Raw genomic sequence first — 22968 nt, 5'->3', positions numbered from 1 at the left:
TGAGAGAGGGTCCGCCTCACACCGCTGCATGCAGGGCGGCATGCAACGCGTCTCGCCACGGCCGCAACGGGGTCAACCCGACATCGGCCCAGGCGCGACCGGACAGCACCGAGAACGCCGGTCGAGGGGCGGGCCGCACGAACTGGGCACTCGTGCACGGCCGCACTCGCTGCGGGTCCGCGCCTGCTTCCTCGAACACGGCGCGCGCGAGGTCGAACCAACTCGCCCGGCCCGAATTGGTGGCGTGCAGCACCGGCGCGTCGACGTCGCTGCGACCGGCGAGTTCGAGCAGCGCGCCGGCCAGGTCGCCGGCGAATGTGGGCGAGCCCACCTGATCGTCCACGACGTCGACCGTGTCACGTTCACGCTCGAGCCGGAGCATGGTCGAGACGAAGTCGGAGCCGACCCCGGTGTAGACCCATGCGGTGCGAACGACATGGGCGGACGGAAGTGCTGCGTGGACGGCGCGTTCGCCGGCGAGTTTGGTGCGTCCGTAGGAAGTAGCCGGACCGGTCGGAGCGTCCACCTCGTACGGCGTGTCGCCCTGCCCGGCAAACACGTAGTCGGTGGACACATGGATCAGCCGGGCACCTACCCGGGCGCACGCCGCCGCCAGATTCGCAGGCCCCAGCTCGTTCACCGCCCGGGCGGTGTCCTCATCCGACTCCGCAGCGTCGACCGCCGTGTACGCGGCACAGTTGATCACCACCGATCCACCTTCGACCTGCGCATTCACCGCGTCGGCATCGGTGATGTCGAGCTCGTTCGACCCCACACCCCGAGCCGGGATTCCGGTCGCCTCGGCCCGCCGGAGAAGATGCCCGCCCAGCTGTCCCCGGGCGCCGGTCACAAGGATGTTCGTCACGGGGGTCAGTCTGGCACGCCGATCGACGCCTCCCTGCTCCCGGCGCGTCGACCAGTAGCCTGGTTTCCGTGTCACACGAGCAACCCCCACCAGACGCACCCCTGAGCACGGCTCGGCGGCCGATTCACATCGCTGTGGCGGTGCTGTCGGTGCTCGCCCTCGTCGTGACGGGATTCGCCTGGCGGAGCATCGACTCGCTGCGCAACAATCTGGCAACCGCGGGCGGTCTGGGACTCGGCGGAAGCGCCGACGGCGCCGTCGACATTCTCATGGTCGGAACCGACAGCCGCACCGACGCCCACGGCAACCCCCTGTCCCAGGACGAACTCGACTCGCTGCGGGCCGGCGAAGAAGTGGCGTCCAACACCGACACCATCGTCCTCATCCGCGTTCCCAACGACGGAAGCTCCGCCACCGCCATCTCGATCCCCCGCGACTCCTACGTCGACGTGCCGGGCATCGGCATGTCGAAGATCAACGCCGCGTACGGCGCAACCAAGGAGACCGAGCGGCTCCAACTCGTCGAGGACGGAGCCACCGACAAGGAAGCCGAGGAGGAGTCGACGAAGGCCGGCCGTGAGGCGCTCATCCAATCGGTGGCCGATCTCACCGGGATCACCGTCGACCACTACGCCGAGGTCGGACTGCTCGGGTTCGTCCTCCTCACCAATGCCGTCGGCGGCGTCGACGTCTGCCTCAACGAACCGGTGGACGAGGACATGTCCGGCGCGCACTTCCCCGCCGGTGAGCAGACCCTGAAGGGGGCGGACGCACTGAGCTTCGTGCGTCAGCGCCACGACCTCCCGCGCGGCGACCTCGACCGCATCGTGCGTCAGCAGGTGTTCATGGCCTCGCTCGTCGGCAAGGTGCTGTCCGCGAAGACTCTCAGCGACCCGGGCAAACTGAACGAACTCAGCGGCGCCGTGCAACGCTCGGTCGTGCTCGACGACGACTGGGACATCATCGAATTCGCCACCCAACTGCAGGACCTCGCCGGCGGCAAGGTGCAGTTCGAGACGATTCCGGTCGCGGATCTCAACGGCATGACCGACTACGGCGAGTCCATCGTCGAGGTCAAGCCGAAGGACGTGAAGAAGTACGTGGCCGGTCTCGTCGGCGAGGAACCCACCGACTCGGAAGACACCACCACGTCCGAGACCCCCGAGATCGACGCCTCGACCGTCACCGTCGACGTCGCCAATGCCAGCGACGTCGGGGGCCTCGCGAACGGCGTCGCCGACGCCTTGACGTCGCTCGGCTACGGCCAGGGTGAGGTCGGCAACTACACGGGCGCGTCGGTGAGCGAGACCACCGTCTTCGCGCACTCCGCGGACGACGACAGCGCCAAGGCGGTCGCCGCAGCACTCGGTGGACTCCCCACCGACACCGACGCGACACTGCCCGAAGGCTCGGTGCGGGTGGTGCTGTCGAGTGACTACCAGGGCCCGACGTCCGCCGAGACCACCAGCACCACCACGTCATCCGAGTCGTCGGAGACAGGCCTCGAGCCCGCGTCCACGGCCGGAACGACCCCCACCCCGGCACCGCCCGGCCCGCCCATCGATGCCGGCTCGTCGGGCCCGCGTTGTGTGAACTAGAAAACGAGAGACGGATCGTGTCCATGAACCATGCGTCCCGCACGCTGACCGACGCCCTGCTCGACCCCATCCTGAAGAACGACCCGGCCGGACCGCGCGTCACTTTCTACGACGACGCCACCGGCGAACGGGTCGAACTCTCGGCCCTCACGCTCGCCAACTGGGCGGCCAAGACCGCCAACCTGCTGCGTGACGAATTCGGCGTCGAGCCCGGCGCTCGCGTCGCGGTGCTCCTTCCCGCACACTGGCAGACCGCCGCGGTTCTGCTCGGCGCATGGTGGGCCGGCGCCGAGGTCGTGCTCGAACCCGATGCGGACGCCGAGATCGCACTCGTCTCGGCCCAGCACCTGGGCGACGTCGAGGACGTACCCGAGGTAGCGGCGCTGTCGCTGGACGCGTTCGGCAGGCCCGTCCCCGACCTCCCCGTCGGCATCACCGACTACGCCACGTCCGTGCGCGTCCACGGCGACCAGTTCCGGCCGACGGTCGCCGGACCCGCACTGGCGGGTAAGAGCGTCGACGACGTTCTCGCCGCAGCGCTCGCCTCCGCCGAATCGCAGGGGATCACCGGTACCGACCGGGTGCTCTCCGAAGAGGCGTGGGACTCCCCCGACGCCCTGATCGACGGTCTGGTGGCCGTCTTCGTGGCCGGCGCGTCGCTCGTGCAGGTCACCAACCCCGACCCCGCAGCCCGGTCGAGGCGCGTGGACACCGAGAAGATCACCCGTCAGCTCTCCCGGTAGCCGCCGTCCGCGAGGCCCGCGGCGATCTCGAACCTGTTGCGGGCACCGCGGTGCCGCAAGTCCTCGGACAGGTACCGCAGCGCGAAGGTCCACCCGTACGTAGCCCATTGGTCGGCGTGGACCGCTTCGTGTCGCACGAGCGCTCTCGCCGGGTCCCGGCCGGTGAGAAATGCACCGCCGATCGTCGTCCCGCCGCGCGCGTACCCACCCCGCATCCCGCTGCACGCGAAGATGCCGTACTCGGCGTCGAACGTGATGCGGGCGCCCCACAGCCGGGCATACGCCAACGCCAGCCGTGTGATCGCCGCGGACTGGGCGTTCCCCCGCGAAGCGCGGATCATCGGCACACCGCGGCTGCGTTTCACCGGCGCAGGATACTCAGCCCAGCAGCTTGTCGCGCAGTGCCTTGTCCTTGTCCAGGACCATCTTCTCGAGCCCGTCCTGGAACGCGACCATCTGCTGCTGCAGGGCGGGGTCGGAGGCGCCGAGGATGCGGACGGCGAGCAGACCGGCGTTGCGGGCGCCGCCGACGGACACGGTCGCGACGGGGACGCCTGCGGGCATCTGCACGATCGAGAGCAGCGAGTCCATGCCGTCGAGGTATTTCAGCGGGACGGGCACACCGATGACGGGCAGTGGGGTGGCCGACGCGACCATGCCCGGTAGGTGGGCGGCGCCCCCGGCGCCGGCGATGATCACCTGGATGCCGCGGCCGGCCGCGTCCTTCGCGTAGTCGAGCATGCGCTGCGGTGTGCGGTGCGCGGAGACGACCCCGACCTCGAAGCGCACACCGAACTCGGCGAGCGCCTCCGCGGCGGCCTCCATGGTGGGCCAGTCGGAGTCGCTGCCCATGATGAGCCCGACCTGTGCGCCCTGTCGTGCTGCCGTGTCACTCACCGTGTATATCCCATCCGTCGGTCCATTCAGCGTGCGAGAGCCAGTGCGCGGCGCGCTCGGCGCGCTCGCGCACCCGCGCCACGTACTCGGGGTCGTCGATCGAGCCGGGTCCGCCGACGATGTTCACGTGGCCGATCTTCCGGTCCTCACGTTCACCCTTGCCGTACAGGTGAACCTTCGCGTCGGGCATCCGGGCGAAGAGGTGGTGGACGCGTTCGTCCATGCTCATCTCGGGGGCGGTCGGCGCACCGAGCACATTCGCCATCACTGTGATCGGCGCGAGCGGTGCGGTGTCGCCGAGCGGGTAGTCGAGGACCGCGCGCAGGTGCTGCTCGAATTGGGAGGTGCGGGCACCGTCCATGGTCCAGTGGCCGGAGTTGTGCGGGCGCATCGCGAGTTCGTTGACGACGAGCGCGCCGTCGGTGGTTTCGAACAGTTCGACGGCCATCGCGCCGACCACACCGAGTTCGGAGGCGATGCGGAGCGCCAGTTCCTCGGCGGCCTCGGCGACCGAGTCGGGCAGTGCGGGGGCGGGGGCGAGGACGACGGCGCACTGTCCGTGCCGTTGCACCGTCTCCACGACGGGCCACGTGGCGCCCTGCCCGAACGGCGACCGCGCCACCATCGCGGACAGCTCACGCCGCATCTCGACCTTCTCCTCGACGATGAGGGAGACACCCTGGTCGAGTTGCCGGGTGACGATGCGCTCGGCTTCGTCGGAATCGTCGGTGATCCAGACGCCGCGACCGTCGTATCCGCCGCGGACGGCCTTGATCACGACCGGCCATCCGTGTTCGGCGCCGAACTTGACGACGTCCTCGGCCCAGGTCACCTCGGCGTACGCCGGAACGGGTGCGCCGAGTTCGGCGAGCTTGCGGCGCATCGCCAGCTTGTCCTGCGCGTAGATGAGCGCGGTCGGCGGCGGTTGCACGTTGACACCCTCGGCGACCAGGACGTCGAGATGCTCGGTCGGCACGTGCTCGTGGTCGAAGGTCAGCGCGTGCGACCCGACCGCGGCCCTGCGGAGCGCGTCGAGGTCGGTGTGGCTGCCGAGGACGACGTCGGGAGTCACCTGCGCCGCGGGTTCGTCGGCGGTGCCGGAGAGCACCCGCAGGGTCTGGCCGAGCGCAATCGCGGCCTGGTGGGTCATCCGCGCGAGTTGGCCGCCACCGATCATCGTCACGACGGGTTGCCCGGCGGTCAGATCGCGGGGTGTCGTGGGACGCGGTGTGGAGTCAGAGTTGCCGGTCACGGGTCACTAGTTTGTCACGTCCGGCGCGAGGTTCCGCCGCCGAGGTGCCGGACCGCAGTTTCTGTGATTCTCCTGATGATCTCGCCGCCAATTGGTGGTATTCGGTCGGACTTTCGTAAACTCATCCGTTGTGTCATTTGTCGACGGCGTCCTAGCACGCGTTCCCCAGCCTTTTCGGGCTCTCGCGTTGCGGCATCACGAACTGATCAAGTTCGCGATTGTGGGCGGCACCACCATGATCTTCGACCTCGCGATCTTCTATTCGCTGAGCCTGACGATCCTCGAAGAGAAGCCCGTAGTCGCAAAAGTTCTGTCCGGAATTCTCGCGACCGTCCTGAGCTACATTCTCAACCGCGAATGGTCGTTCAAGAACCGTGGTGGGCGTGAACGACACCACGAGGCCCTGCTGTTCTTCACGATCAGCGGGATCGGCGTGCTCCTCGCCGCCGCGCCCCTGTGGATCGCCAACAACGTGTTCGACATCCGTGCCAGCCAGGAGAACCTGACCACGCTGGTGGTCGTCGACTTCGTGCTCAACTACATCATCGGAAACCTGCTGCAGATGGTGTTCCGCTTCTGGGCACTCCGCCGGTTCGCCTTCCCCGACGAGAACGTGCACATCATCGATCCGGATCTCGTCGACGAGGCCGTCGAGGAAGAGTTCGGCCACTCCTGATCGTCAGCGCGGTTCCCGGGTCCCGGTGACTCGCGTCGGCACGTGTTCGCGCGCGATGGGAACGAAGATCGCGAACAGGGCCGGGCGGCGACGCTGCAGCTCCAGCCGGCCGCCGTCCGCCTCGATGAGTGCACGGGCCAGCGCCAGGCCCACACCGGTCGAACCGGCCCCCGAGAACCCACGGTCGAAGATGTGTGGCGCCAGGTCGTTGCTGACCCCGACCCCCTCGTCCGACACCTCGACGCACACCATCGTCTCGCGGGGCGACGTCTCCTCGCCGGGCGTCCTGAGATTCTGACCCTGGATCAGACGCACCGCGACGGTGCATGTCCCCGCCCCGTGCATGAGTGCGTTGTCGACGAGCACCGCGACGGCCTCGCGGAGCCGGGAACCGGTGGTCGACGCCATCACGTTCGTGTCCCCCCGCAGCACCAGCTCGCGGTCCGCGTCTTCGAACGGCCGCTTCCAGTCCGCGATGACCACGCTGAGTTCCCGGATCACCGACACGTGGGTCTCGGTGCCGCTGCTGCGTGACGAGCGGACCAGTTCGTCGATCGCGACGGTCAGACGGTCCACCTGCGCCATCGCCTCGTCGGCCTCGACCACGACTGCGGGATCCGAGTGCACGGACAGCTCGTCGAGCCGGAGACGGACAGCTGTGAGGCGGCTGCGGAGCTGATGGGAGACGTCCGCGACGAGCGCGTGTTCGCGCTGCAGCCGGCCCGCGATCTCGACGGTCGCGGAATCCAGGACGTCGGAGACACGGTCGAGTTCGGGGATGCCGTGACGTCGCACGTCCGGCCGGAAGTCGCCCTCCGCGAGCCGGGCCGCCCGGTTGGCGACGTCCCGCAGCGGATCGGCGAGCCGCTTCGCCGTGACGTAGGCGACTACGGTGCCTGCGGCGATGGATACGAGCACCAGCAGCGCGACGGCACCGACCGCCTGCCGTTGCTGGGTGCGCATCTCGTCGGACGGCACCTCGAGGCGGAGCGAACCGGACGTGCCCATCGCGAGGGATTCCACGAGAGGCGACTGCACGGACGATTCGCCGATGTCCACTCGGGCGGCGCCGTCGTCGGTGGTCGGATAGACCACCACCAGGCGGCCCCCGGCGGGCGTCAGCAGACGCAGCGAGTTCGTGTCGAGATCGCCCTCGACGACGCCGTTGATGCCCTCCTGGGTGATGATCTCCGTCGCCATCCGATCGAGGCGGACCTGAAGATCGCTCCGATTGAAATCCTCGACCCACAACCACGCCGTGTAGATGAGCGGCACACCGAGCAGCAGCGCCGTCAGGATCACGACTGCGAGGATCGACTGGAGAATTCTGCGGCGCACTACCCCGCCTAGTCGGTGTTGATGCGGAAACCGACGCCGCGGACCGTCGCGATGCGACGCTCGGCGGCGGGGCCCTCGTCACCGATCTTCCGGCGAAGCCACGACATGTGCATGTCGAGTGTCTTCGAGCCGCGCAGTTCCACGTCGCCCCACACCTCCGCGAGGATGGTGTCGCGGGACACCACCTGTCCCGCGTGTTCGAGCAGCACCCGCAGAAGCTCGTACTCCTTGTTGGCGAGGGCGATCTCGGTTCCGTTCACGAGAACCCTCCGGGCCGCCGGTTCGAGTCGGATCCCGCCGACCTCGACGACGGAATCCTCGCCGCCGCCGCGGCGGCGCAGCAGGGCGCGCACCCGTGCCATCAGTTCCGCCAACCGGAACGGCTTGCCCACGTAGTCGTCGGCGCCCGCGTCGAGTCCGACGACGAAGTCGACCTCGTCGGTGCGCGCGGTGAGCATGAGCACCGCCAGTTCCGAACTGTGGGCGCGCACTTGCCTGCACACCTCGAGCCCGTCCATCCCGGGGAGTCCGAGGTCCAGGATCAACAGGTCGTACGCTCCGTCGAGCGCCTGCTCCAGCGCTGCCGGGCCGGTCTGCTCGATGGTGACGTCGTATCCCTCCCGGCCCAGTGCCCGCGACAGCGGGGCGGCGATGGCTTCGTCATCTTCGGCAAGCAATACAGCAGTCACCTCCACAGCGTACGGAGGTGCGCAGACGGCTGTGACCGGTTACCAGCCTTTGCCGGTGTCGGCGTCGCCGCGCGGGTCGTCTCGCTCTCGTTCGCGGTGGAGATCCATCGCGTCGAACACCTGGTGATAGAGCAGCGAGTGGACGCGCTGGACGTCGGGGATGTCGTCGAATTCCAGTGGATCGTCGGAGGACGACACGATGACCAGCGTTCCGGTACGGAGCACCCGGTCGAGGAGGCCGTGCCGGAACTGGACGTTGCTGATGCGCCCCATCGGAATGTCGATCCCGGTGTGCGTCATCACACCCTGGCGGATGAGTACGCGACGATCGGTGACGATGAAGTGGGTGAACTTCCAGCTGAGAAACGGCGCGACACAGCGCCATACGACAAGGCCCAGCCACACCACGAGGACGACGACGAGCACGACGTTCAGCGCGGAGCCGTCCAGCTTGTTCTCGGCGAAGCCCGCCGCGAAACCCGCCACGGCCGTTGCCAGCAGAAAGGTGACGGCGGGGAGCAACAGCATCTTCCAGTGTGGATGACGGTGAAGCAGCAGTTCCTCGTCCTCGGCAAGGGCGTCCTCCGGATATCCCATGCGAAGAGTGCGCCTCTACCGCATGCGGCTGAGCACGATCGGGGTAATGACGATGATGATGCCGTACAGCACCATCCACACGCCGACCACGATCACGAACACCTCGAGTGACAGTTCGGGCTGCAGGAGCACGAAGCCCCCGGCGACGACGCTGATCACCCCGAGCACGATGGTCAGCCCGCGATCCGCGACCGAACCCGACGCTCCCGCGACGATGTCGAGGACACCGCGGAACACCCACCACGCGCCGACGACGAGCGCGATGATCACGACCGTCTGGAGTGGGCTCCGCAGTACGAGGAACGCCAAAAGTATTGCCAGAGCGCCGGATACGCCCAGCAGGGTTCGTGCACCGCCCCCGGCGTCGACGTCGGCGAACGCCCGGATGATCTGGACGATGCCGAATCCGAAGAATTGGATGGCGATCAGGACGGCCACCACGGTGAGCGTGACGTGCGGCCAGACGAGCACTGCGATGCCCAGTCCCAGGGTGAGCAGACCGAGCACCACCGTGAGGCCGGTCAACGTGCGCCGGGCTGCGGTGACGGAGGACTCCGGAATTGAGGTACTCATGTACCACAGTGTCGCACTACTCGGTGCGCACCGGGCGTAAATGTGTGATGTCACCTGCGGAGACGGCGACGGTGCCCGGTTGCCCGTCGGGCGCGATCACGACCCGCCCCTCGGCGTCGACGTCCGTGGCGATCCCGATCAGTTCGCGCCCGCCGGGCAGTTCGGCACGCACCCGCTGACCGAGCGTGCCGCAGCGCGCGCGGTAAGCCTCCGCGATTTCGGTGACGTCCCAGTTGGAGTCGTGCCATTGCTGCCAGCGATCGGCGATCGCGCGGAGCACCGCCCGCACGAGGGTGTCGCGGTCGGTGACCTCGGCATCCTCGAGCACGAGCGACGTCGCGTGTGTCACCGGAAGTTCGTCCCGCGTGAGGCTGACGTTGAGTCCGATCCCGACGACCACCGCGGGATCCGGTGTGGTGGCGGACACCTCGGCGAGGATCCCGGCGACCTTACGACCGTCGATCAGCACGTCGTTGGGCCACTTCAGGTCCGCGGGCACCTTCGCGACGGCCCGCAGCGCGTCGACGACGGCGACTCCGGTCAGCAGCGGCAGCCACCCCATGTCGTTGACGCTCATGCCCGGCATCGTCAACAGCGCGGAGACGGCGATCTGCGCCTGCGGCGGACTCACCCAGGCGCGTGAGTGGCGGCCGCGGCCGCTGCCCTGGAACTCCGCGAGCAACACGTGCCGGTCGCTGTCCGACGCCGCGGCCCGCGCGAGGAGATCGGCGTTGGTGGACCCGGTCTCCTGGACCACGTCGAGCCGCGCCCAGAACCTGCGGGTATCGCTGTCGTCGTCACCGCGGACGAGCGCCGCACGCAGATTGTCGGCGTTGAGAGGGGGTCGGTTCAGGTCGGTCCACATCACCACAGCCTAAGACGAGGCGGAAAAGGTACTGGTCAGTAGCCGGGTCCGGGCAACCCGCCGCCTGACCACCTCCCTTGGCAGAAGCTCGCCGGCTCTCGTTAAGCTGACCTGTCATGACCACTGTTCAGGAGCCGAGCGCGGCGGAGTCGGCGAGTACGCCCGATATTCACACGACGGCGGGAAAGCTCGCCGACCTGCGTAATCGTCAGGCCGAGGCGCAGCACCCGAGCGGTGAAGCCGCGGTCGAGAAGGTCCACGCCAAGGGCAAGCTCACCGCCCGCGAACGCATCACCGCCCTGCTCGACGACGGCAGCTTCGTCGAACTCGACGCCCTCGCCCGGCACCGCTCGGTGAACTTCGGCCTCGCCGACAACCGCCCCGTCGGCGACGGCGTCGTCACCGGCTACGGCACCGTCGACGGCCGCGACGTCTGCGTGTTCTCCCAGGACGCCACCGTCTTCGGCGGCTCGTTGGGCGAAATCTACGGCGAAAAAATCGTCAAGGTCATGGACCTCGCCCTCAAGACCGGCCGCCCCCTGATCGGCATCAACGAAGGCGCCGGCGCCCGCATCCAGGAAGGCGTCGTCTCCCTCGGCCTGTACGGCGAAATCTTCCACCGCAACGTCCAGGCCTCCGGCGTCATCCCGCAGATCTCCCTGATCATGGGCCCCGCCGCCGGCGGCCACGTCTACTCCCCCGCCCTGACCGACTTCGTCGTCATGGTCGACCAGACCTCCCAGATGTTCGTCACCGGCCCCGACGTCATCAAAACCGTCACCGGCGAAGACGTCACCATGGAAGACCTCGGCGGCGCGCACACCCACATGGTCAAGTCCGGCGTCGCCCACTACGTCGCCTCCGGCGAACAGGACGCCCTCGACTACGTCAAGGACCTGCTGTCCTACCTACCCAGCAACAATCAGGCCGCGGCCCCCCGGATGCTGCCCACCGACCCGATCACCGGGTCCATCGAAGACTCCCTCACCGCCGAGGACCTCGAACTCGACACCCTCATCCCGGACTCGGCGAACCAGCCCTACGACATGCACGAGGTCATCCGCCGCATCCTCGACGACGACGAATTCCTCGAGGTCCAGGCCGAACGGGCCGGCAACATCGTCGTCGGCTTCGGCCGCGTCGACGGCCGCTCCGTCGGGATCGTCGCCAACCAGCCCACCGTGTTCGCCGGCTGCCTCGACATCGACGCCTCCGAAAAAGCCGCCCGCTTCGTGCGCACCTGCGACGCATTCAACGTCCCCATCATCACCCTCGTCGACGTCCCGGGCTTCCTGCCCGGCACCGACCAGGAATACAACGGCATCATCCGCCGCGGCGCGAAACTGCTCTACGCCTACGGGGAGGCCACCGTCGGGAAGATCACCGTCATCACCCGCAAGGCCTACGGCGGCGCCTACGACGTGATGGGCTCCAAGCACATGGGCGCCGACGTCAACCTGGCCTGGCCCACCGCCCAGATCGCCGTCATGGGCGCGTCCGGTGCCGTCGGGTTCGTCTACCGCAAACGCCTCCTCGAGGCCGCCAAGAACGGCGACGACGTCGACGCGCTGCGCCTGCAACTGCAACAGGAATACGAGGACACCCTCGTCAACCCGTACGTCGCCGCCGAACGCGGCTACGTCGACGCCGTCATCCCCCCGTCCCACACCCGCGGACAGATCGTGGCCGCCCTGCGCCTGCTCGAACGCAAAATGGTCACCCTCCCGCCCAAGAAGCATGGGAACATCCCCCTATGACCGCTATCACCGAGGACGACGTGCGCACCGAGACCGGTTCCGACGCGACGTCGTCAGTCAACGGTTCCGCAGCGGACACCACGCTCGCCGAGGGTGCGGCCACCGACCTGCCGGGTGACACGGACGGCGCAGCCGCCGATGCGGCCCGTGAGCCGTTCCTGAAGGTGGTCAAGGGCTCACCGTCCGACGAGGAGATCGCGGCGCTCGTCGCGGTGCTGTCCGCGGTCGCCGCCGCAGGCAGCGGTGATCCGGATGCGCACGTCCCGCCCGAGTCCTGGGGTGCTCCCACGCGGATGCACCGGAGCGTCGCCCCGTTCTCCCCGTACGCGTTTCCGAACGTGTCGGCGTACCGGCGTTGATCCGGATCCGGTGACGTCCTTCGTTCTCGCCTCGGCTTCCCCGGCGCGGCTGGCTGTTCTGCGCAGCGCCGGGGTGGAGCCGGTCGTGCGAGTTTCCGGAGTCGACGAGGACGCCGTCATCGCGGCACTCGGTGCCGGCGCGGCCCCCGAGCACGTGGTGACCGAACTGGCCCGCGCCAAGGCCAGCGACGTCCTCCCCGTTCTCGCACGGGACGGGATCTCGGACGCCGTGGTGGTCGGATGCGACTCCATGCTGCTGATCGACGGGTCCCTGCAGGGCAAACCCGGAACCGTCGACATCGCCCGCGCGCGGTGGTCGTCGATGGCCGGCCGTAGCGCGACCCTGCTCACCGGGCACAGCGTCCTGCGGATCGCGGAGGGTGCGGTGGTGGGTGACGCACACGATCACAGCGCCACCGTCGTCCATTTCGCGAGCCCGCCGGACGCCGATCTGGAGGCTTACCTCGCGACCGGGGAACCACTGCAGGTCGCGGGCGCGTTCACCCTGGACAGCCTCGGGGGTTGGTTCGTGGACCGCATCGAGGGTGATCCGTCCAGCGTGATCGGGATCGGTCTGCCGCTCGTCCGGAGGTTGCTCGCGGAGGTCGGAGTCGGCGTCGCCGAGTTGTGGGCGTCGTCAGGCCGCGTCGGCTGACCGTTCGTCGACCTGCTGGTTCCGGCGCGGGAGCGTCAGCGAGGCCACACCGATCGCCGCCGCCACCGCCGCGATGATCCAGAGGATGCGGCGTTCTGCCTGGAGAAACGCCTCACCCGCTGCATTACGGGTCGATTCCCGTGCGGCCACCACCGCCGAGTCGGCGATCTGCTGCTGAGCGGCGCCGAGCGCCGCACCGCCGGATGCCGGTGAACGGCATTCGTCGGGCACCGTCATCGGGGACGTGGACCCGAGTTGCTCCGTCGCGCACCGTACGAACGTCTCCTCGGCACGCGGGATCAGCGCCGACGGCACCCCGGCCTCGGCGAGCTGCGCGGTCAGCGCAGGCCGCTCGGCCTGAACCGCGTCCGCCGATTGCGTCGCGACGAGGTTGAAGAACACGACACCGATCACCGCGAGCCCGATCGAACTACCCACCTGCTGCACGGTCGGGAGCAGCCCCGACACCGACCCCGCGTTCTGCGGTTGCACGGTCGCGAGGATCGCCGTCTGGAGCGGCGCCACGAACAGTCCGAGTCCGGCTCCCCCGATGAACAGCGGCCCGGCCAGCGCCGACCACCGCGGATCGGTGCCCTCGTGCTGCAGTTGCGCCGCCAGCACGACGAGAGAGCCGGCGAAGAGCACCATCCCGAGAGACAGGACGAGGTTGCCGATGCGCCGGTAGACGGCTGCGGAGGCCAGCGCGGCGAGACCAGTCCCCAGCGCCCACGGCAGCGTCATCACCCCGGCCCTGAGCGGGGAGAACCCGAACCCGAACTGCAGGGTGAGGGAGATGGTGAAGATCAGCGACGTGAGCGTCCCGAAGAACACGAACGCGATGGCCGCGCCGAGCGAGAACGCGCGGTCGGTGAACAACTCGAGGCGCAGCACCGGGTCGCCGCCGCGGCGCCCGAGCCGCCACTCGTAGACGACGAACGCGATCAGGACCGGCACCGAACACAGCAGCATCACCACGATCGAGGTCGGCCAGCCACGTTCCCGTCCCTCCGCGAGCGGAAAGATCAGGAGGAACAGCCCGGCCGCCGACAGCACGGCGCCGCCCACGTCGAGTCGGCGGATGCCGTCGGGCTTCGCGTCGACGAGATAGAAGTAGCCCAGAACCAGGGCCGCGAGACCGATCGGGAGGTTGACGAAGAAGATCAGCCGCCAGCCCAAGCCGAAGAGGTCCCACTGGATGAGAAGTCCGCCGACGAGTGGGCCGCAGATCGTGGCGAGCCCGATGGTCGCGCCGTAGATGCCGAACACCCGCGGGTGCGAGCGTTTCGGAAAGAGTCCCGAGATGATGGCGAACGTCTGAGCCGACATCGACCCCGCCGCGAGACCCTGCAACGCCCGCGACACCACGAGAGCGGTCGGCGACTGGGCCAGTCCGCAGAGCAGTGAGGCAACGATGAAGACGGCCAACGCGGTGAGGAAGACCCGTCGTCGGCCGAGTAGATCCCCCAGTCGTGCCGCTGTGATCAGCGAACATGCGAAGGACAGCGTGTAGACGCTCACCATCAGCAGCTGCGCCGACACCGAAGCACCCAGATCGACCGCGATGCTGGGAAGCGCGACGTTGACGATGGTCGCGTCCAGGAGTTGCATGAACACGGCGGCGAGGCTGGTGGCCAGTCCCAGCCACGGGACCCACCGACCGAGTTCGCCTCGATAGAGTGCGTCACGCTGCGTCACAGGCATCCGGACAGGCTAGCGGCTCGAAGCTCACAGAACGCTGTGAGGTGGTTCAGAGGTTGCTGCATGCTACGCGAGGAACTTGCAGCGTAGAACCCTTTTGCCCGACACTTGACTAGACCGGGACCGACCTGTAATCAGTCTCATACTTCTTTACCTCTCGCGGTAAGGCACTCGGTGCCGCATCCTGTTGCGAGAAGTCCGTGCCACACCCGACCGAACTCGCAACCGATTCGACACACCAGGAGCCGCTCGATGGACTTGAACTTGATCACCCACTGGAAGCCAGAGCCTGGGCGGGTCGTCGAGTGGAAAGTCACGGACGTGAGTGCACGTGCGGCTGTCGAAGCGCCGGTGGATCCGGCACTGCCGACCACCATGCAGGAGCGGCACCTGCGGCGGGCCCGGCTGGCGGCGAACAACGGCGAGACGCAGTCCCCCTGGATCGGCATCGCATTCGACTTCCCGGGCAGGCTCGACCGCGCCGCGATGACCCGCACTCTCGAGCGCTACATCCTGCGGCACGACACCCTACACAGCTGGTTTTCGTTCGAGAACGCGGATGCCGACCCCACGGACACCGCGAACGCGGTACAGCGGCACGTCGTGCCCGCCGACTCCATCGCCCTCACCGCACACGAGGGCGAGACCCTCACCACCCCTGAACAGGTCCGCGACCACGTCGCCACGCGCTTCGCGAACGACACGAGCGCGCTGGCCTGGCCTGCTTTCGTGTTCGGCGTGGTGGAACATCACGACGCCGGCGCTCCAGGGTCCGAGGACAGCTTCACCCTGTTCCACGCCGTCGATCACGCGCACACCGACATGCAGTCGATGATTCTCACGTTCGCCGAGACGCGGATCATCTATCAGGCCGAACTCGACGGCGTAGAGCCCGAACTACCCGATCCGGGAAGCTACGTGGAGTACAGCCGCCGGGAGCGGGAGAAAGCGGCGACACTGACCCTCGCCTCCCCCGAGGTGCACGGCTGGATCGGTCACCTCACCCGCAACGGCGGTACCTTCCCGAGCTTCCCCCTCGACCTCGGGGCGTCCGACGAACCGAAGCCGGCCATCGGCAGCCGATTCGACCTCGCCGACGCCGACGAGTGCGAGCAGTTCGGCGCCGTGTGCAAGGCCCACGGTTCCAACTTCATCGGCGGCGTGTTCGCGGCTCTCGCGATCACCGAACACGAACTGGTCGGGCGCGACCGCTACATGGCGCTGTCCCCCCTCACCACCCGCAACGACCCGCAGTTCTACTGGTCCCAGGGGTGGTTCATCAATCTCATTCCGGTCGGGTTCGCCCTCGAGGACGCCACGACGTTCACGGGACTCGCCCAGCGCGCGCAGGACGCCTACCGGTCCGGCAAGGCGCTCGGCGAGGTGTCCGTGCAGCAGGTGATCGACACCGTGCTCGCTCAGGCCGGCCCCGAGGCGATGTCGCAACACGCCACCACGCTCGCACCGCCCCCGATCGTGTCGTACATCGACGGCCGGCGGTTGCCGCAGACCGAGAGCTTCGTGTCGACCCGGGCGACCGGCATCGTGGGTGGCAAGGCCACTCAGATCGCGTCCATTTGGGTCAACCGCATGCTCGAGGGCACGTGGATGGCCGTCTCGCACCCCGACACCGACGAGGCGCACCGGTCTGTGACCGCATATGCGGAACGGTTGTCGACCATCATGAAAACCGTTGCCCGCGAAGGAGATTACACGGTGACCTCGTTCGCGCCGACAGCGGACTCCGCGCCTGCCGCAGGGGTGGAGTAGTGCACGTCACGTCGATCGACCGGTACATGCTCGAACCCGGTCTGGTGACGGAATGGTCCGTCGCGCCGGGCACGGTCTCCCCGTCCGCGGTGCCGCCGTCGTACAACCAGCAATTCCATCTCGACACCGCACGCACCCACGGCGTCGGCCGGAGCGTCTGGATGGCAGCAGCTTTCGACCTTCCCGGGCGACTCGACCGGGCTGCTCTCGCGCAGGCGCTGGTGCACTTCATCCGGCGTCACGACACGCTGCAGACCGGCTTCGACGTGAGCCCGGACGCGATGGCGCGCGTGGATCTCGACCCCGAGGACATCACCGTGGTCGCGTCCGAGTCCTCGGTGACGACGTCACCGCACGAGCTCCGCGACCATCTGCGGTACCGGTTCACCGAGGCGTGCGACCCTCTGACGTTCCCCGCGTACCTGTTCGCGACCATCGAACGCGACTCGCACTACACCGTGGTCAGTGCGTTCGATCACACTCTCGTCGACGGATACTCGCTCGTCATCGCACTGGGTGAACTCCGGCAGATCTATCAGCGACTCATCGGACTCGGCGGCTCGGGCGTGCTCACGGAAGCGGACCTGACAAAGGATCTCGGCGACCCCGGGAGCTTCCTGCGGTACTGCGAACTCGAGGCCGAGGCGCCCGTCACCGAGATCGGCGACCCCCGGGTTCGCGAATGGGCACGTTTCTACGAGCGCTGCGGCGGCACCGCGCCCAGTTTCCCGCTCGATCTGGGTGTCGAGGCGGGCAGGCCCGCTCCGCAGGGAGCCGACGTCCGGCCCCTCCTCGACGCCACCGACACCGAGCGGTTCGAGGAAATCTGCCTGGACTCGGGGGGAAGCCTGTTCACCGGGACGCTCACCGCGATGGGAATGGCAGTGCACTCGATCAACGGCATCTCCCGGATGCCGTTGCAGTTTCCGCTGCACATTCGCCAGGACCCGCAGTGGGCCAATGCGATCGGGTGGCTCACGACGAGCGCGCCGCTGACGGTCGAACTGACACCCGACTGCGACTTCCAATCCTCCCTGGCGCATACCCACGCCTCGTTCCGCACGGCCCTCACGCTCAAGGGCGTGACGATGGCCCAGGTGCGGGAGGCGCTCGGTGACGGATACCGCCGCACCCGCACGGATGTGTTCATGGTCTCGTACATCGACTACCGCAAACTGCCCGGCACCGACGATCACGACGAGCTGAACGCCCACCACATCAGCAACGTGACGGTCGCGGACGACGCGCAGTTCTGGATCTCCCGCACGCAGCGGGGTCTCGCGCTGCGGTCGCGGTTCCCCGAGACGCCGACGGCACGCCGCGCGGTCACCGAGTTCCTGGTGCGGCTGCGGGAGATCATGCACGACATCTGCGAGAACGGCGTCACTCCCATCGCGGAGCTGACCAGTCAGCTGAACATGGAAGGCACGCCGGTCGTCTGACCGCCGGAGGGCTCGAACAGTCGTCGCCGTATGGCGTCGGCGATCTTGACTGCCTCGACCTTGGCCCGCCCAGCGACGTCGCCGGCGAACAACTCGTCGACGCTCGACGTCCACAGTTCGACCCAGCGGTCGAAGTGCCGGTCGGTGAATCCGTGCCGGCCGTGCAGCGCCCGGTGCACGGCGAACGCGCTGCCTCGGTAGACGCCCGTGCGCAGCAGGATCGTCTCCCAGAAGTCGCACATGACGGGCAGGTGGTCGTCCAGGCCGATCACCGCGAGCGTCTCGAAGACCGGTTCGAGGACCGGATCGGCGAATGCCCGGCCGTAGAAGTGCCGGAGCAACAGTTCCAGGTCGGCGCGCGTCGAGATGTCGGGCATGAGGCCTCCGTTCGGGTGCGAATCTACGCGCCTGGGCGGGCTCCCTCACCGTCCACGGCCGGTAAGTGTGAACGCCGGTCGGAAGAACTTCCGGCGTCCGCCTAGAATTGACGCCGTCCCCGTCGCATCTGCCCCAGGAGCCCACCCGTGCCCGTAGCGCCAGATCCCACCCAGTCCTTCGCCGAGTACGCCAACCCCGGTCGGCTCGTGTCGACGGAGTGGCTGTCCGCGAATCTGGGCACTCCCGGCCTCAAGGTGGTGGAGTCGGACGAGGACGTGCTCCTCTACGACGTCGGCCACATCCCCGGCGCCGTCAAGGTCGACTGGCACCTCGATCTCAACGATCCGGTGACCCGTGACTACATCAACGGCGAGCAGTTCGCCGACCTGATGAGCCGCAAGGGCATCAGCCGCGACGACACCGTCGTGATCTACGGCGACAAGAGCAACTGGTGGGCGGCGTACGCCCTCTGGGTGTTCACGCTGTTCGGACACGAGGACGTCCGTCTCCTCGACGGCGGCCGCGACGCGTGGATCGCCGAGAACCGGGACACCGCATTCGACGTCCCCGAAACCTCCCCCACCGACTACCCGGTGGTCGAGCGCAACGACGCCCCGATCCGCGCATTCAAGGACGACGTGCTCGATCACCTCGGCAAGGGGCCGCTGATCGACGTGCGTTCGCCCCAGGAGTACACCGGCGAACGCACCCACATGCCCGACTACCCCGAAGAGGGGGCGCTGCGCGGCGGCCACATCCCGAGCGCGCTGAGCATTCCGTGGGCCAAGGCAGCCGCCCCCGACAGCCGGTTCCGCTCGCGCGGTGAACTGAACGAGATCTACGGCGGTGTGTCCGCCGACGACGACATCGTGGCGTACTGCCGCATCGGTGAGCGTTCCAGCCACACCTGGTTCGTCCTCACCCACCTGCTCGGTTACCCCACTGTCCGCAACTATGACGGTTCGTGGACGGAGTGGGGCAACATGGTTCGCGTTCCGATCGTCAGGGGTGAAGAGCCGGGAGACGTTCCCGGCGCATCGTCATGACCGAACTACCCGATTCGCTTGCCGAGATCGTCGACGACTTCGCTGCCGTCGACGGCTCGGACAAGCTGCAGTTGCTGCTGGAGTTCAGCCGCGAACTGGCGCCTCTGCCTGCCGAACTCGAGCAGGACGCCATGGAACCGGTGCCCGAGTGCCAGTCTCCGTTGTTCCTGTCGGTCGACGACTCCGATCCCGACCACGTGCGGCTGCATTTCAGCGCGCCCGCGGAAGCGCCGACGACGCGGGGTTTCGCGTCGATACTGCACCAGGGCCTGGACGGGCACAGTGCTGCCACCATCCTCGGCATTCCGGACGATTTCTATTCCGCGCTCGGGCTCGCCGACGCCGTCAGTCCCCTGCGACTGCGCGGCATGTCCGCGATGCTCGCGCGAATCAAGCGGCATCTTCGCGGCTAGGCAGGGTCTGAACACACACTGATGGAATTCACCGAACTTGCCGACTACCCCGTTCCGGTGGGCGCGCTCACCGAATGGCTACCGTGCGCCCGCTCGGAATGGGTGGACGATCCCCGCCCGGCCTCGTACATCCACGAGGCGCACCTGCGCCGGTGCTCCGACTCCGGTGGTCGCGAATCCTGGCTGGGCACCGCGTTCGAGATCCACGGCACGCTGAACGTCACCGCTTTCCGGTCGGCACTGGAGAAGTGGACCGATCGTCACGAGGTGCTGCGCTCGCACACGACGTTCGACACGGAGACCGAGCGCGTGCACCGGCGCACCGTGCCGCAGGGCGGGCTGCACGTGGGCGTCGTCAGCCACGGGTACGACGCCGCCGGCGGCGACAACTTCGCGCACCTGCAGCAACTGTTCGACGAGTACGCGTCGCCGCACAGTTGGCCGTCGTACGTCTTCGCGACGCTCGAAACAGTCCAACGCGACCGATTCACGGTGTTCTTCGCGGCCGATCACTCGATCATCGACGGGTTCTCCATCGTGCTCGTCGCCCACGAGTTGACCGCCCTGTACGAGGAAGCACTGTCCGGACGCACGGCCAACCTGTTTCCCGTCGGCAGCTACATCGACTTCGGCCGTGAGGAGCGTGAGAACTCCACCGACGCCGACGTGAAACGTGAGGCGCTCGACGTGTGGCGCTCGGCGCTCGAGGGACCGGGACTCCCCGAGTTCCCGCTCGAGGTCGGCCCGCGCACGTCGTACGCCCAGCAGAACCTGTCTGCCTGGATTCTCGATTCCGACCAGGCTGCGGCGTTCAATTCGGCGTGCCGCGAGGCGGATGTGGGGTTCTTCCCCGGCCTGCTCGCGTGCCTGGGCATGGCCGGGGCGGAAGTGGCCGGGCATCAACGCTTTCGGACGGTCACTCCGGTCCATACCCGGCACTCCCCGCAGTGGGCGTCCGCGCTCGGATGGTTCGTGGGACTCAGCCCGATCGACTTCGAGGTGACATCGGACGACTTCGCCGCCGTCGCCCGCGACGCCGCCGAGAGCGTGGCCCGGACGAAACCGATCTCGGTGGTCCCGTTCGACCGCATCGAGAAGGAACTCGACATCCCCATCCGGCCGCGCTTCGTCGTCTCCTACATGGACGTCCGGTTCGTGCCCGAAGCGGGCCGCTGGCACGAGCGCAACGCCCGGGCGCTGAGGAGCCGGCAGTACACCCACGACGTGTACGCGTGGATCAATCGCACCCCTCGAGGTGTCAATCTGGCGGTCCGATATCCGGGCAACGACATCGCTGCCGCGAGCGTCCACACGTGGGTCGGGAGCCTCCGCCGGCAACTGGAACAGGTTTCAACCAGCTACCCCTCGGTAGGGTTGCGGAGCGTCGGACAGCCCTGACGGGAAATTTCGGTCCGGTGACAACACGGATCGGTTCGGTGCTTAGACTCCGAAGTGATGCCGTAAACGACCGCTGGTGACACCCACGGGAGCCACCGCGGAGACAGACCATGCGAACCACAGGAGGCTCAGTGCCCAGTCATGCCAGCGCGCACATCACGAAGGTGCTCGTCGCGAACCGCGGTGAGATTGCAGTGCGGGTGATCCGGGCCGCAGCCGATGCCGGCCTGGCCAGCGTCGCCGTCTACGCCGAACCCGACGCCGACGCCCCGTTCGTGCGCCTGGCCGACGAAGCATTCGCCCTCGGCGGGCAGACCTCCGCCGAGTCCTACCTGGTGTTCGACAAAATTTTGGACGCCGCCAAAAAGTCCGGCGCCGACGCCATCCACCCCGGCTACGGCTTCCTCTCCGAAAACGCCGACTTCGCCCAGGCCGTGATCGACGCCGGCCTGATCTGGATCGGCCCCTCCCCGCAATCGATCCGCGACCTCGGCGACAAGGTCACCGCCCGCCACATCGCCGAAAAGGCCAAGGCCCCGATGGCCGCTGGCACCAAGGACCCGGTCAAAAACGCCGACGAGGTCGTCGCCTTCGCCCAGGAATACGGGGTCCCCGTCGCCATCAAGGCCGCGTTCGGCGGCGGCGGCCGCGGCATGAAGGTCGCCCACACCATCGAGGAAATCCCCGAACTGTTCGACTCCGCCACCCGCGAGGCCGTCGCCGCGTTCGGCCGCGGCGAATGCTTCGTCGAACAGTATCTGGACAAGGCCCGCCACGTCGAAGCCCAGGTCATCGCCGACCAGCACGGCAACGTCATCGTCGCCGGCACCCGCGACTGCTCCCTGCAACGCCGCTTCCAGAAACTCGTCGAGGAGGCCCCCGCCCCGTTCCTCACCGACGACCAACGCCACCGCATCCACACCTCCGCCAAGGCCATCTGCAAGGAGGCCGGCTACTACGGCGCCGGCACCGTCGAATACCTGGTCCAGGGCGACACCGTCTCCTTCCTCGAGGTCAACACCCGCCTGCAGGTCGAACACCCCGTCACCGAGGAAACCGCCGGCCTCGACCTGGTCCTGCAGCAGTTCAAGATCGCCAACGGCGAACACCTCGACCTCACCGAGGACCCCACCCCCCGCGGGCACTCCTTCGAATTCCGCATCAACGGCGAGGACGCCGGCCGCGGCTTCCTGCCCGCCCCCGGCCCGGTCACCAAGTTCGTCCCGCCCACCGGCCCCGGTGTGCGGATGGACTCCGGCGTCGAAACCGGCAGCGTGATCGGCGGCCAGTTCGACTCCATGCTCGCCAAACTCATCGTCACCGGCGCCACCCGCGACGAGGCCCTGGCCCGCGCCCGCCGCGCCCTCGCCGAATTCCAGGTCGAAGGACTGGCCACGGTCATCCCGTTCCACCGGGCCATCGTCTCCGACCCCGCCTTCATCGGCGACGGCACCTCCTTCGACGTCTACACCAAGTGGATCGAAACCGAATGGGACAACCAGGTCGAACCGTTCACCGGTAACCAGCCGATCGACGAGGACGAGACCGGGCCCCGGCAGAACGTCGTCGTCGAGGTCGGCGGCCGCCGCGTCGAGGTGTCCCTGCCCGGACAGTTCACCCTCGGCACCGGCGCCGGAACCGCGGCCGGGGCGGTCCGCAAGAAGCCCAAGGCCCGCACCCGCGGCGGCGCCCACGGCGGCGCCGCCTCCGGTGACGCCGTCACCGCCCCCATGCAGGGCACCGTCGTCAAGGTCGCCGTCGAAGAAGGCCAGCAAGTCGCCGAGGGCGACCTCATCGCCGTCCTCGAGGCCATGAAGATGGAAAACCCCGTCAACGCCCACAAGGCCGGCACCGTCACCGGCCTCGCCGTCGAACCCGGCGCCGCCATCACCCAGGGCACCGTCCTCGCCGAACTGAAATAGGCACCTGCACCACTCGTGAGTCCTTCTCGACCCCCGG

General features: G+C 68.0%; 23 protein-coding genes. 12 read left to right on the top strand and 11 right to left on the bottom strand.

The genetic code is table 11. The annotated features are described in order from the left end of the window. Positions 1-16: 16 nt before the first annotated feature. The gene (rfbD, locus tag CJ177_RS04830; protein WP_095867354.1) at positions 17-865 is read right to left on the bottom strand and encodes a dTDP-4-dehydrorhamnose reductase; all 849 of its coding nucleotides are present in this window, start codon (positions 863-865) and stop codon (positions 17-19) included. 134 nt (positions 866-999) lie between these two features. Between rfbD and CJ177_RS04825 the strand changes: the two genes are divergently transcribed. Both CJ177_RS04825 and CJ177_RS04820 read left to right on the top strand, forming a co-directional pair. Beyond that, positions 1000-2463: an LCP family protein gene (locus CJ177_RS04825; protein WP_061043494.1), complete on the top strand. Its 1464-nt coding sequence runs from the start codon at positions 1000-1002 to the stop codon at positions 2461-2463. A gap of 23 nt (positions 2464-2486) precedes the next feature. Further along, positions 2487-3206 carry a TIGR03089 family protein gene (locus tag CJ177_RS04820; protein ID WP_061043493.1) on the top strand — a complete coding sequence of 240 codons (720 nt, stop codon included), beginning with the start codon at positions 2487-2489 and terminating at the stop codon, positions 3204-3206. On the opposite strand, the gene CJ177_RS04815 is transcribed toward CJ177_RS04820, so the two are convergent. The 3 genes from CJ177_RS04815 to CJ177_RS04805 are packed head-to-tail and all read right to left on the bottom strand — an operon-like array spanning position 3191 to position 5355. Next, entirely contained in the window at positions 3191-3547 is a 357-nt protein-coding gene (locus CJ177_RS04815; RefSeq protein WP_257014407.1) for a hypothetical protein, read from the bottom strand. The two genes, CJ177_RS04820 and CJ177_RS04815, sit on opposite strands and share 16 nt — an antisense overlap. 37 nt (positions 3548-3584) lie before the next feature. Next, entirely contained in the window at positions 3585-4103 is a 519-nt protein-coding gene (purE, locus tag CJ177_RS04810; protein WP_005240013.1) for a 5-(carboxyamino)imidazole ribonucleotide mutase, read from the bottom strand. After that, positions 4096-5355, bottom strand: a complete 1260-nt coding sequence (locus CJ177_RS04805) for a 5-(carboxyamino)imidazole ribonucleotide synthase (protein WP_061043492.1) — start codon at positions 5353-5355, stop codon at positions 4096-4098. Before CJ177_RS04805 ends, purE begins: the two co-directional genes overlap by 8 nt. A 130-nt stretch (positions 5356-5485) precedes the next feature. Here CJ177_RS04805 and CJ177_RS04800 point away from each other — a divergent pair, with 130 nt between their 5' ends. Beyond that, a complete protein-coding gene (locus tag CJ177_RS04800) occupies positions 5486-6031 on the top strand; it encodes a GtrA family protein (protein WP_037179117.1) in 546 nt (181 codons plus the stop codon). A 3-nt stretch (positions 6032-6034) separates the two neighbouring features. On the opposite strand, the gene CJ177_RS04795 is transcribed toward CJ177_RS04800, so the two are convergent. From CJ177_RS04795 to CJ177_RS04775, 5 genes are read right to left on the bottom strand one after another with little or no spacing between them, the layout of a single operon-like run. Next, positions 6035-7369 (bottom strand): HAMP domain-containing sensor histidine kinase, encoded by a 1335-nt coding sequence (locus CJ177_RS04795; protein ID WP_025432277.1) that lies wholly within the window; start codon positions 7367-7369, stop codon positions 6035-6037. Between the two features lie 8 nt (positions 7370-7377). Beyond that, on the bottom strand, positions 7378-8058 hold the full coding sequence (locus CJ177_RS04790; protein ID WP_025432276.1) for a response regulator transcription factor: 681 nt from the start codon (positions 8056-8058) through the stop codon (positions 7378-7380). Positions 8059-8097: 39 nt separating this feature from the next. Beyond that, entirely contained in the window at positions 8098-8655 is a 558-nt protein-coding gene (locus tag CJ177_RS04785; RefSeq protein WP_005240001.1) for a PH domain-containing protein, read from the bottom strand. 15 nt (positions 8656-8670) lie between these two features. Continuing rightward, positions 8671-9228: an HdeD family acid-resistance protein gene (locus CJ177_RS04780; RefSeq protein WP_025432275.1), complete on the bottom strand. Its 558-nt coding sequence runs from the start codon at positions 9226-9228 to the stop codon at positions 8671-8673. Between the two features lie 16 nt (positions 9229-9244). Beyond that, positions 9245-10093 (bottom strand): biotin--[acetyl-CoA-carboxylase] ligase, encoded by an 849-nt coding sequence (locus tag CJ177_RS04775; protein WP_005239995.1) that lies wholly within the window; start codon positions 10091-10093, stop codon positions 9245-9247. Between the two features lie 116 nt (positions 10094-10209). On the opposite strand from CJ177_RS04775, the gene CJ177_RS04770 reads away from it, so the two are divergent. From CJ177_RS04770 to CJ177_RS04760, 3 genes are read left to right on the top strand one after another with little or no spacing between them, the layout of a single operon-like run. After that, positions 10210-11850 (top strand): acyl-CoA carboxylase subunit beta, encoded by a 1641-nt coding sequence (locus CJ177_RS04770; RefSeq protein WP_061701058.1) that lies wholly within the window; start codon positions 10210-10212, stop codon positions 11848-11850. Continuing rightward, the gene (locus tag CJ177_RS04765) at positions 11847-12209 is read left to right on the top strand and encodes an acyl-CoA carboxylase subunit epsilon (protein ID WP_005239992.1); all 363 of its coding nucleotides are present in this window, start codon (positions 11847-11849) and stop codon (positions 12207-12209) included. The genes CJ177_RS04770 and CJ177_RS04765 overlap by 4 nt, the downstream gene beginning before the upstream one ends. A gap of 10 nt (positions 12210-12219) precedes the next feature. Further along, complete coding sequence (locus CJ177_RS04760; protein ID WP_061043416.1) at positions 12220-12864, top strand: nucleoside triphosphate pyrophosphatase; 645 nt, start codon at positions 12220-12222, stop codon at positions 12862-12864. Here the strand turns inward: CJ177_RS04760 and CJ177_RS04755 are convergent. Continuing rightward, on the bottom strand, positions 12847-14565 hold the full coding sequence (locus CJ177_RS04755) for an MFS transporter (protein ID WP_095867353.1): 1719 nt from the start codon (positions 14563-14565) through the stop codon (positions 12847-12849). The two genes, CJ177_RS04760 and CJ177_RS04755, sit on opposite strands and share 18 nt — an antisense overlap. Before the next feature lie 249 nt (positions 14566-14814). Here CJ177_RS04755 and CJ177_RS04750 point away from each other — a divergent pair, with 249 nt between their 5' ends. Together CJ177_RS04750 and CJ177_RS04745 are read left to right on the top strand one after the other, a co-directional pair. Then, the gene (locus CJ177_RS04750) at positions 14815-16332 is read left to right on the top strand and encodes a condensation domain-containing protein (protein ID WP_061043414.1); all 1518 of its coding nucleotides are present in this window, start codon (positions 14815-14817) and stop codon (positions 16330-16332) included. After that, positions 16332-17774 (top strand): condensation domain-containing protein, encoded by a 1443-nt coding sequence (locus tag CJ177_RS04745; RefSeq protein ID WP_061043413.1) that lies wholly within the window; start codon positions 16332-16334, stop codon positions 17772-17774. The genes CJ177_RS04750 and CJ177_RS04745 overlap by 1 nt, the downstream gene beginning before the upstream one ends. Here CJ177_RS04745 and CJ177_RS04740 read toward each other — a convergent pair. Continuing rightward, positions 17741-18151: a group III truncated hemoglobin gene (locus CJ177_RS04740; RefSeq protein ID WP_005239982.1), complete on the bottom strand. Its 411-nt coding sequence runs from the start codon at positions 18149-18151 to the stop codon at positions 17741-17743. The genes CJ177_RS04745 and CJ177_RS04740 overlap by 34 nt on opposite strands. A gap of 147 nt (positions 18152-18298) precedes the next feature. Between CJ177_RS04740 and CJ177_RS04735 the strand changes: the two genes are divergently transcribed. The 4 genes from CJ177_RS04735 (at position 18299) to CJ177_RS04720 (ending at position 22931) form a co-directional block, all read left to right on the top strand. Further along, positions 18299-19198: a sulfurtransferase gene (locus CJ177_RS04735; RefSeq protein WP_005239980.1), complete on the top strand. Its 900-nt coding sequence runs from the start codon at positions 18299-18301 to the stop codon at positions 19196-19198. After that, complete coding sequence (locus CJ177_RS04730) at positions 19195-19611, top strand: SufE family protein (protein ID WP_005239978.1); 417 nt, start codon at positions 19195-19197, stop codon at positions 19609-19611. The genes CJ177_RS04735 and CJ177_RS04730 overlap by 4 nt, the downstream gene beginning before the upstream one ends. A 21-nt stretch (positions 19612-19632) precedes the next feature. Further along, positions 19633-21009: a condensation domain-containing protein gene (locus CJ177_RS04725; protein ID WP_005239966.1), complete on the top strand. Its 1377-nt coding sequence runs from the start codon at positions 19633-19635 to the stop codon at positions 21007-21009. Between the two features lie 131 nt (positions 21010-21140). Further along, the gene (locus tag CJ177_RS04720; RefSeq protein WP_095867352.1) at positions 21141-22931 is read left to right on the top strand and encodes an acetyl/propionyl/methylcrotonyl-CoA carboxylase subunit alpha; all 1791 of its coding nucleotides are present in this window, start codon (positions 21141-21143) and stop codon (positions 22929-22931) included. The last annotated feature ends 37 nt before the right edge of the window (positions 22932-22968 follow it).

It is taken from the genome of Rhodococcus sp. ACPA1, assembly GCF_002300195.1.
GTDB classification, from domain to species: domain Bacteria; phylum Actinomycetota; class Actinomycetes; order Mycobacteriales; family Mycobacteriaceae; genus Rhodococcus_F; species Rhodococcus_F opacus.
The sequence above is the reverse complement of the archived record's forward strand: the minus strand, read 5'-3'. Positions and strand labels throughout refer to the sequence as shown.

Excerpts from the sequence above, each read along its gene's own strand:
- CJ177_RS04725 (WP_005239966.1), top strand. The coding sequence starts at position 19,633 with ATGGAATTCACCGAACTTGCCGACTACCCCGTTCCGGTGGGCGCGCTC.
- CJ177_RS04820 (WP_061043493.1), top strand. The coding sequence starts at position 2,487 with ATGAACCATGCGTCCCGCACGCTGACCGACGCCCTGCTCGACCCCATC.
- CJ177_RS04750 (WP_061043414.1), top strand. The coding sequence starts at position 14,815 with ATGGACTTGAACTTGATCACCCACTGGAAGCCAGAGCCTGGGCGGGTC.
- CJ177_RS04815 (WP_257014407.1), bottom strand. The coding sequence starts at position 3,547 with ATGATCCGCGCTTCGCGGGGGAACGCCCAGTCCGCGGCGATCACACGG.
- CJ177_RS04730 (WP_005239978.1), top strand. The coding sequence starts at position 19,195 with ATGACCGAACTACCCGATTCGCTTGCCGAGATCGTCGACGACTTCGCT.
- CJ177_RS04755 (WP_095867353.1), bottom strand. The coding sequence starts at position 14,565 with ATGCCTGTGACGCAGCGTGACGCACTCTATCGAGGCGAACTCGGTCGG.
- CJ177_RS04765 (WP_005239992.1), top strand. The coding sequence starts at position 11,847 with ATGACCGCTATCACCGAGGACGACGTGCGCACCGAGACCGGTTCCGAC.
- CJ177_RS04780 (WP_025432275.1), bottom strand. The coding sequence starts at position 9,228 with ATGAGTACCTCAATTCCGGAGTCCTCCGTCACCGCAGCCCGGCGCACG.
- CJ177_RS04775 (WP_005239995.1), bottom strand. The coding sequence starts at position 10,093 with ATGTGGACCGACCTGAACCGACCCCCTCTCAACGCCGACAATCTGCGT.
- CJ177_RS04770 (WP_061701058.1), top strand. The coding sequence starts at position 10,210 with ATGACCACTGTTCAGGAGCCGAGCGCGGCGGAGTCGGCGAGTACGCCC.
- CJ177_RS04740 (WP_005239982.1), bottom strand. The coding sequence starts at position 18,151 with ATGCCCGACATCTCGACGCGCGCCGACCTGGAACTGTTGCTCCGGCAC.
- CJ177_RS04785 (WP_005240001.1), bottom strand. The coding sequence starts at position 8,655 with ATGGGATATCCGGAGGACGCCCTTGCCGAGGACGAGGAACTGCTGCTT.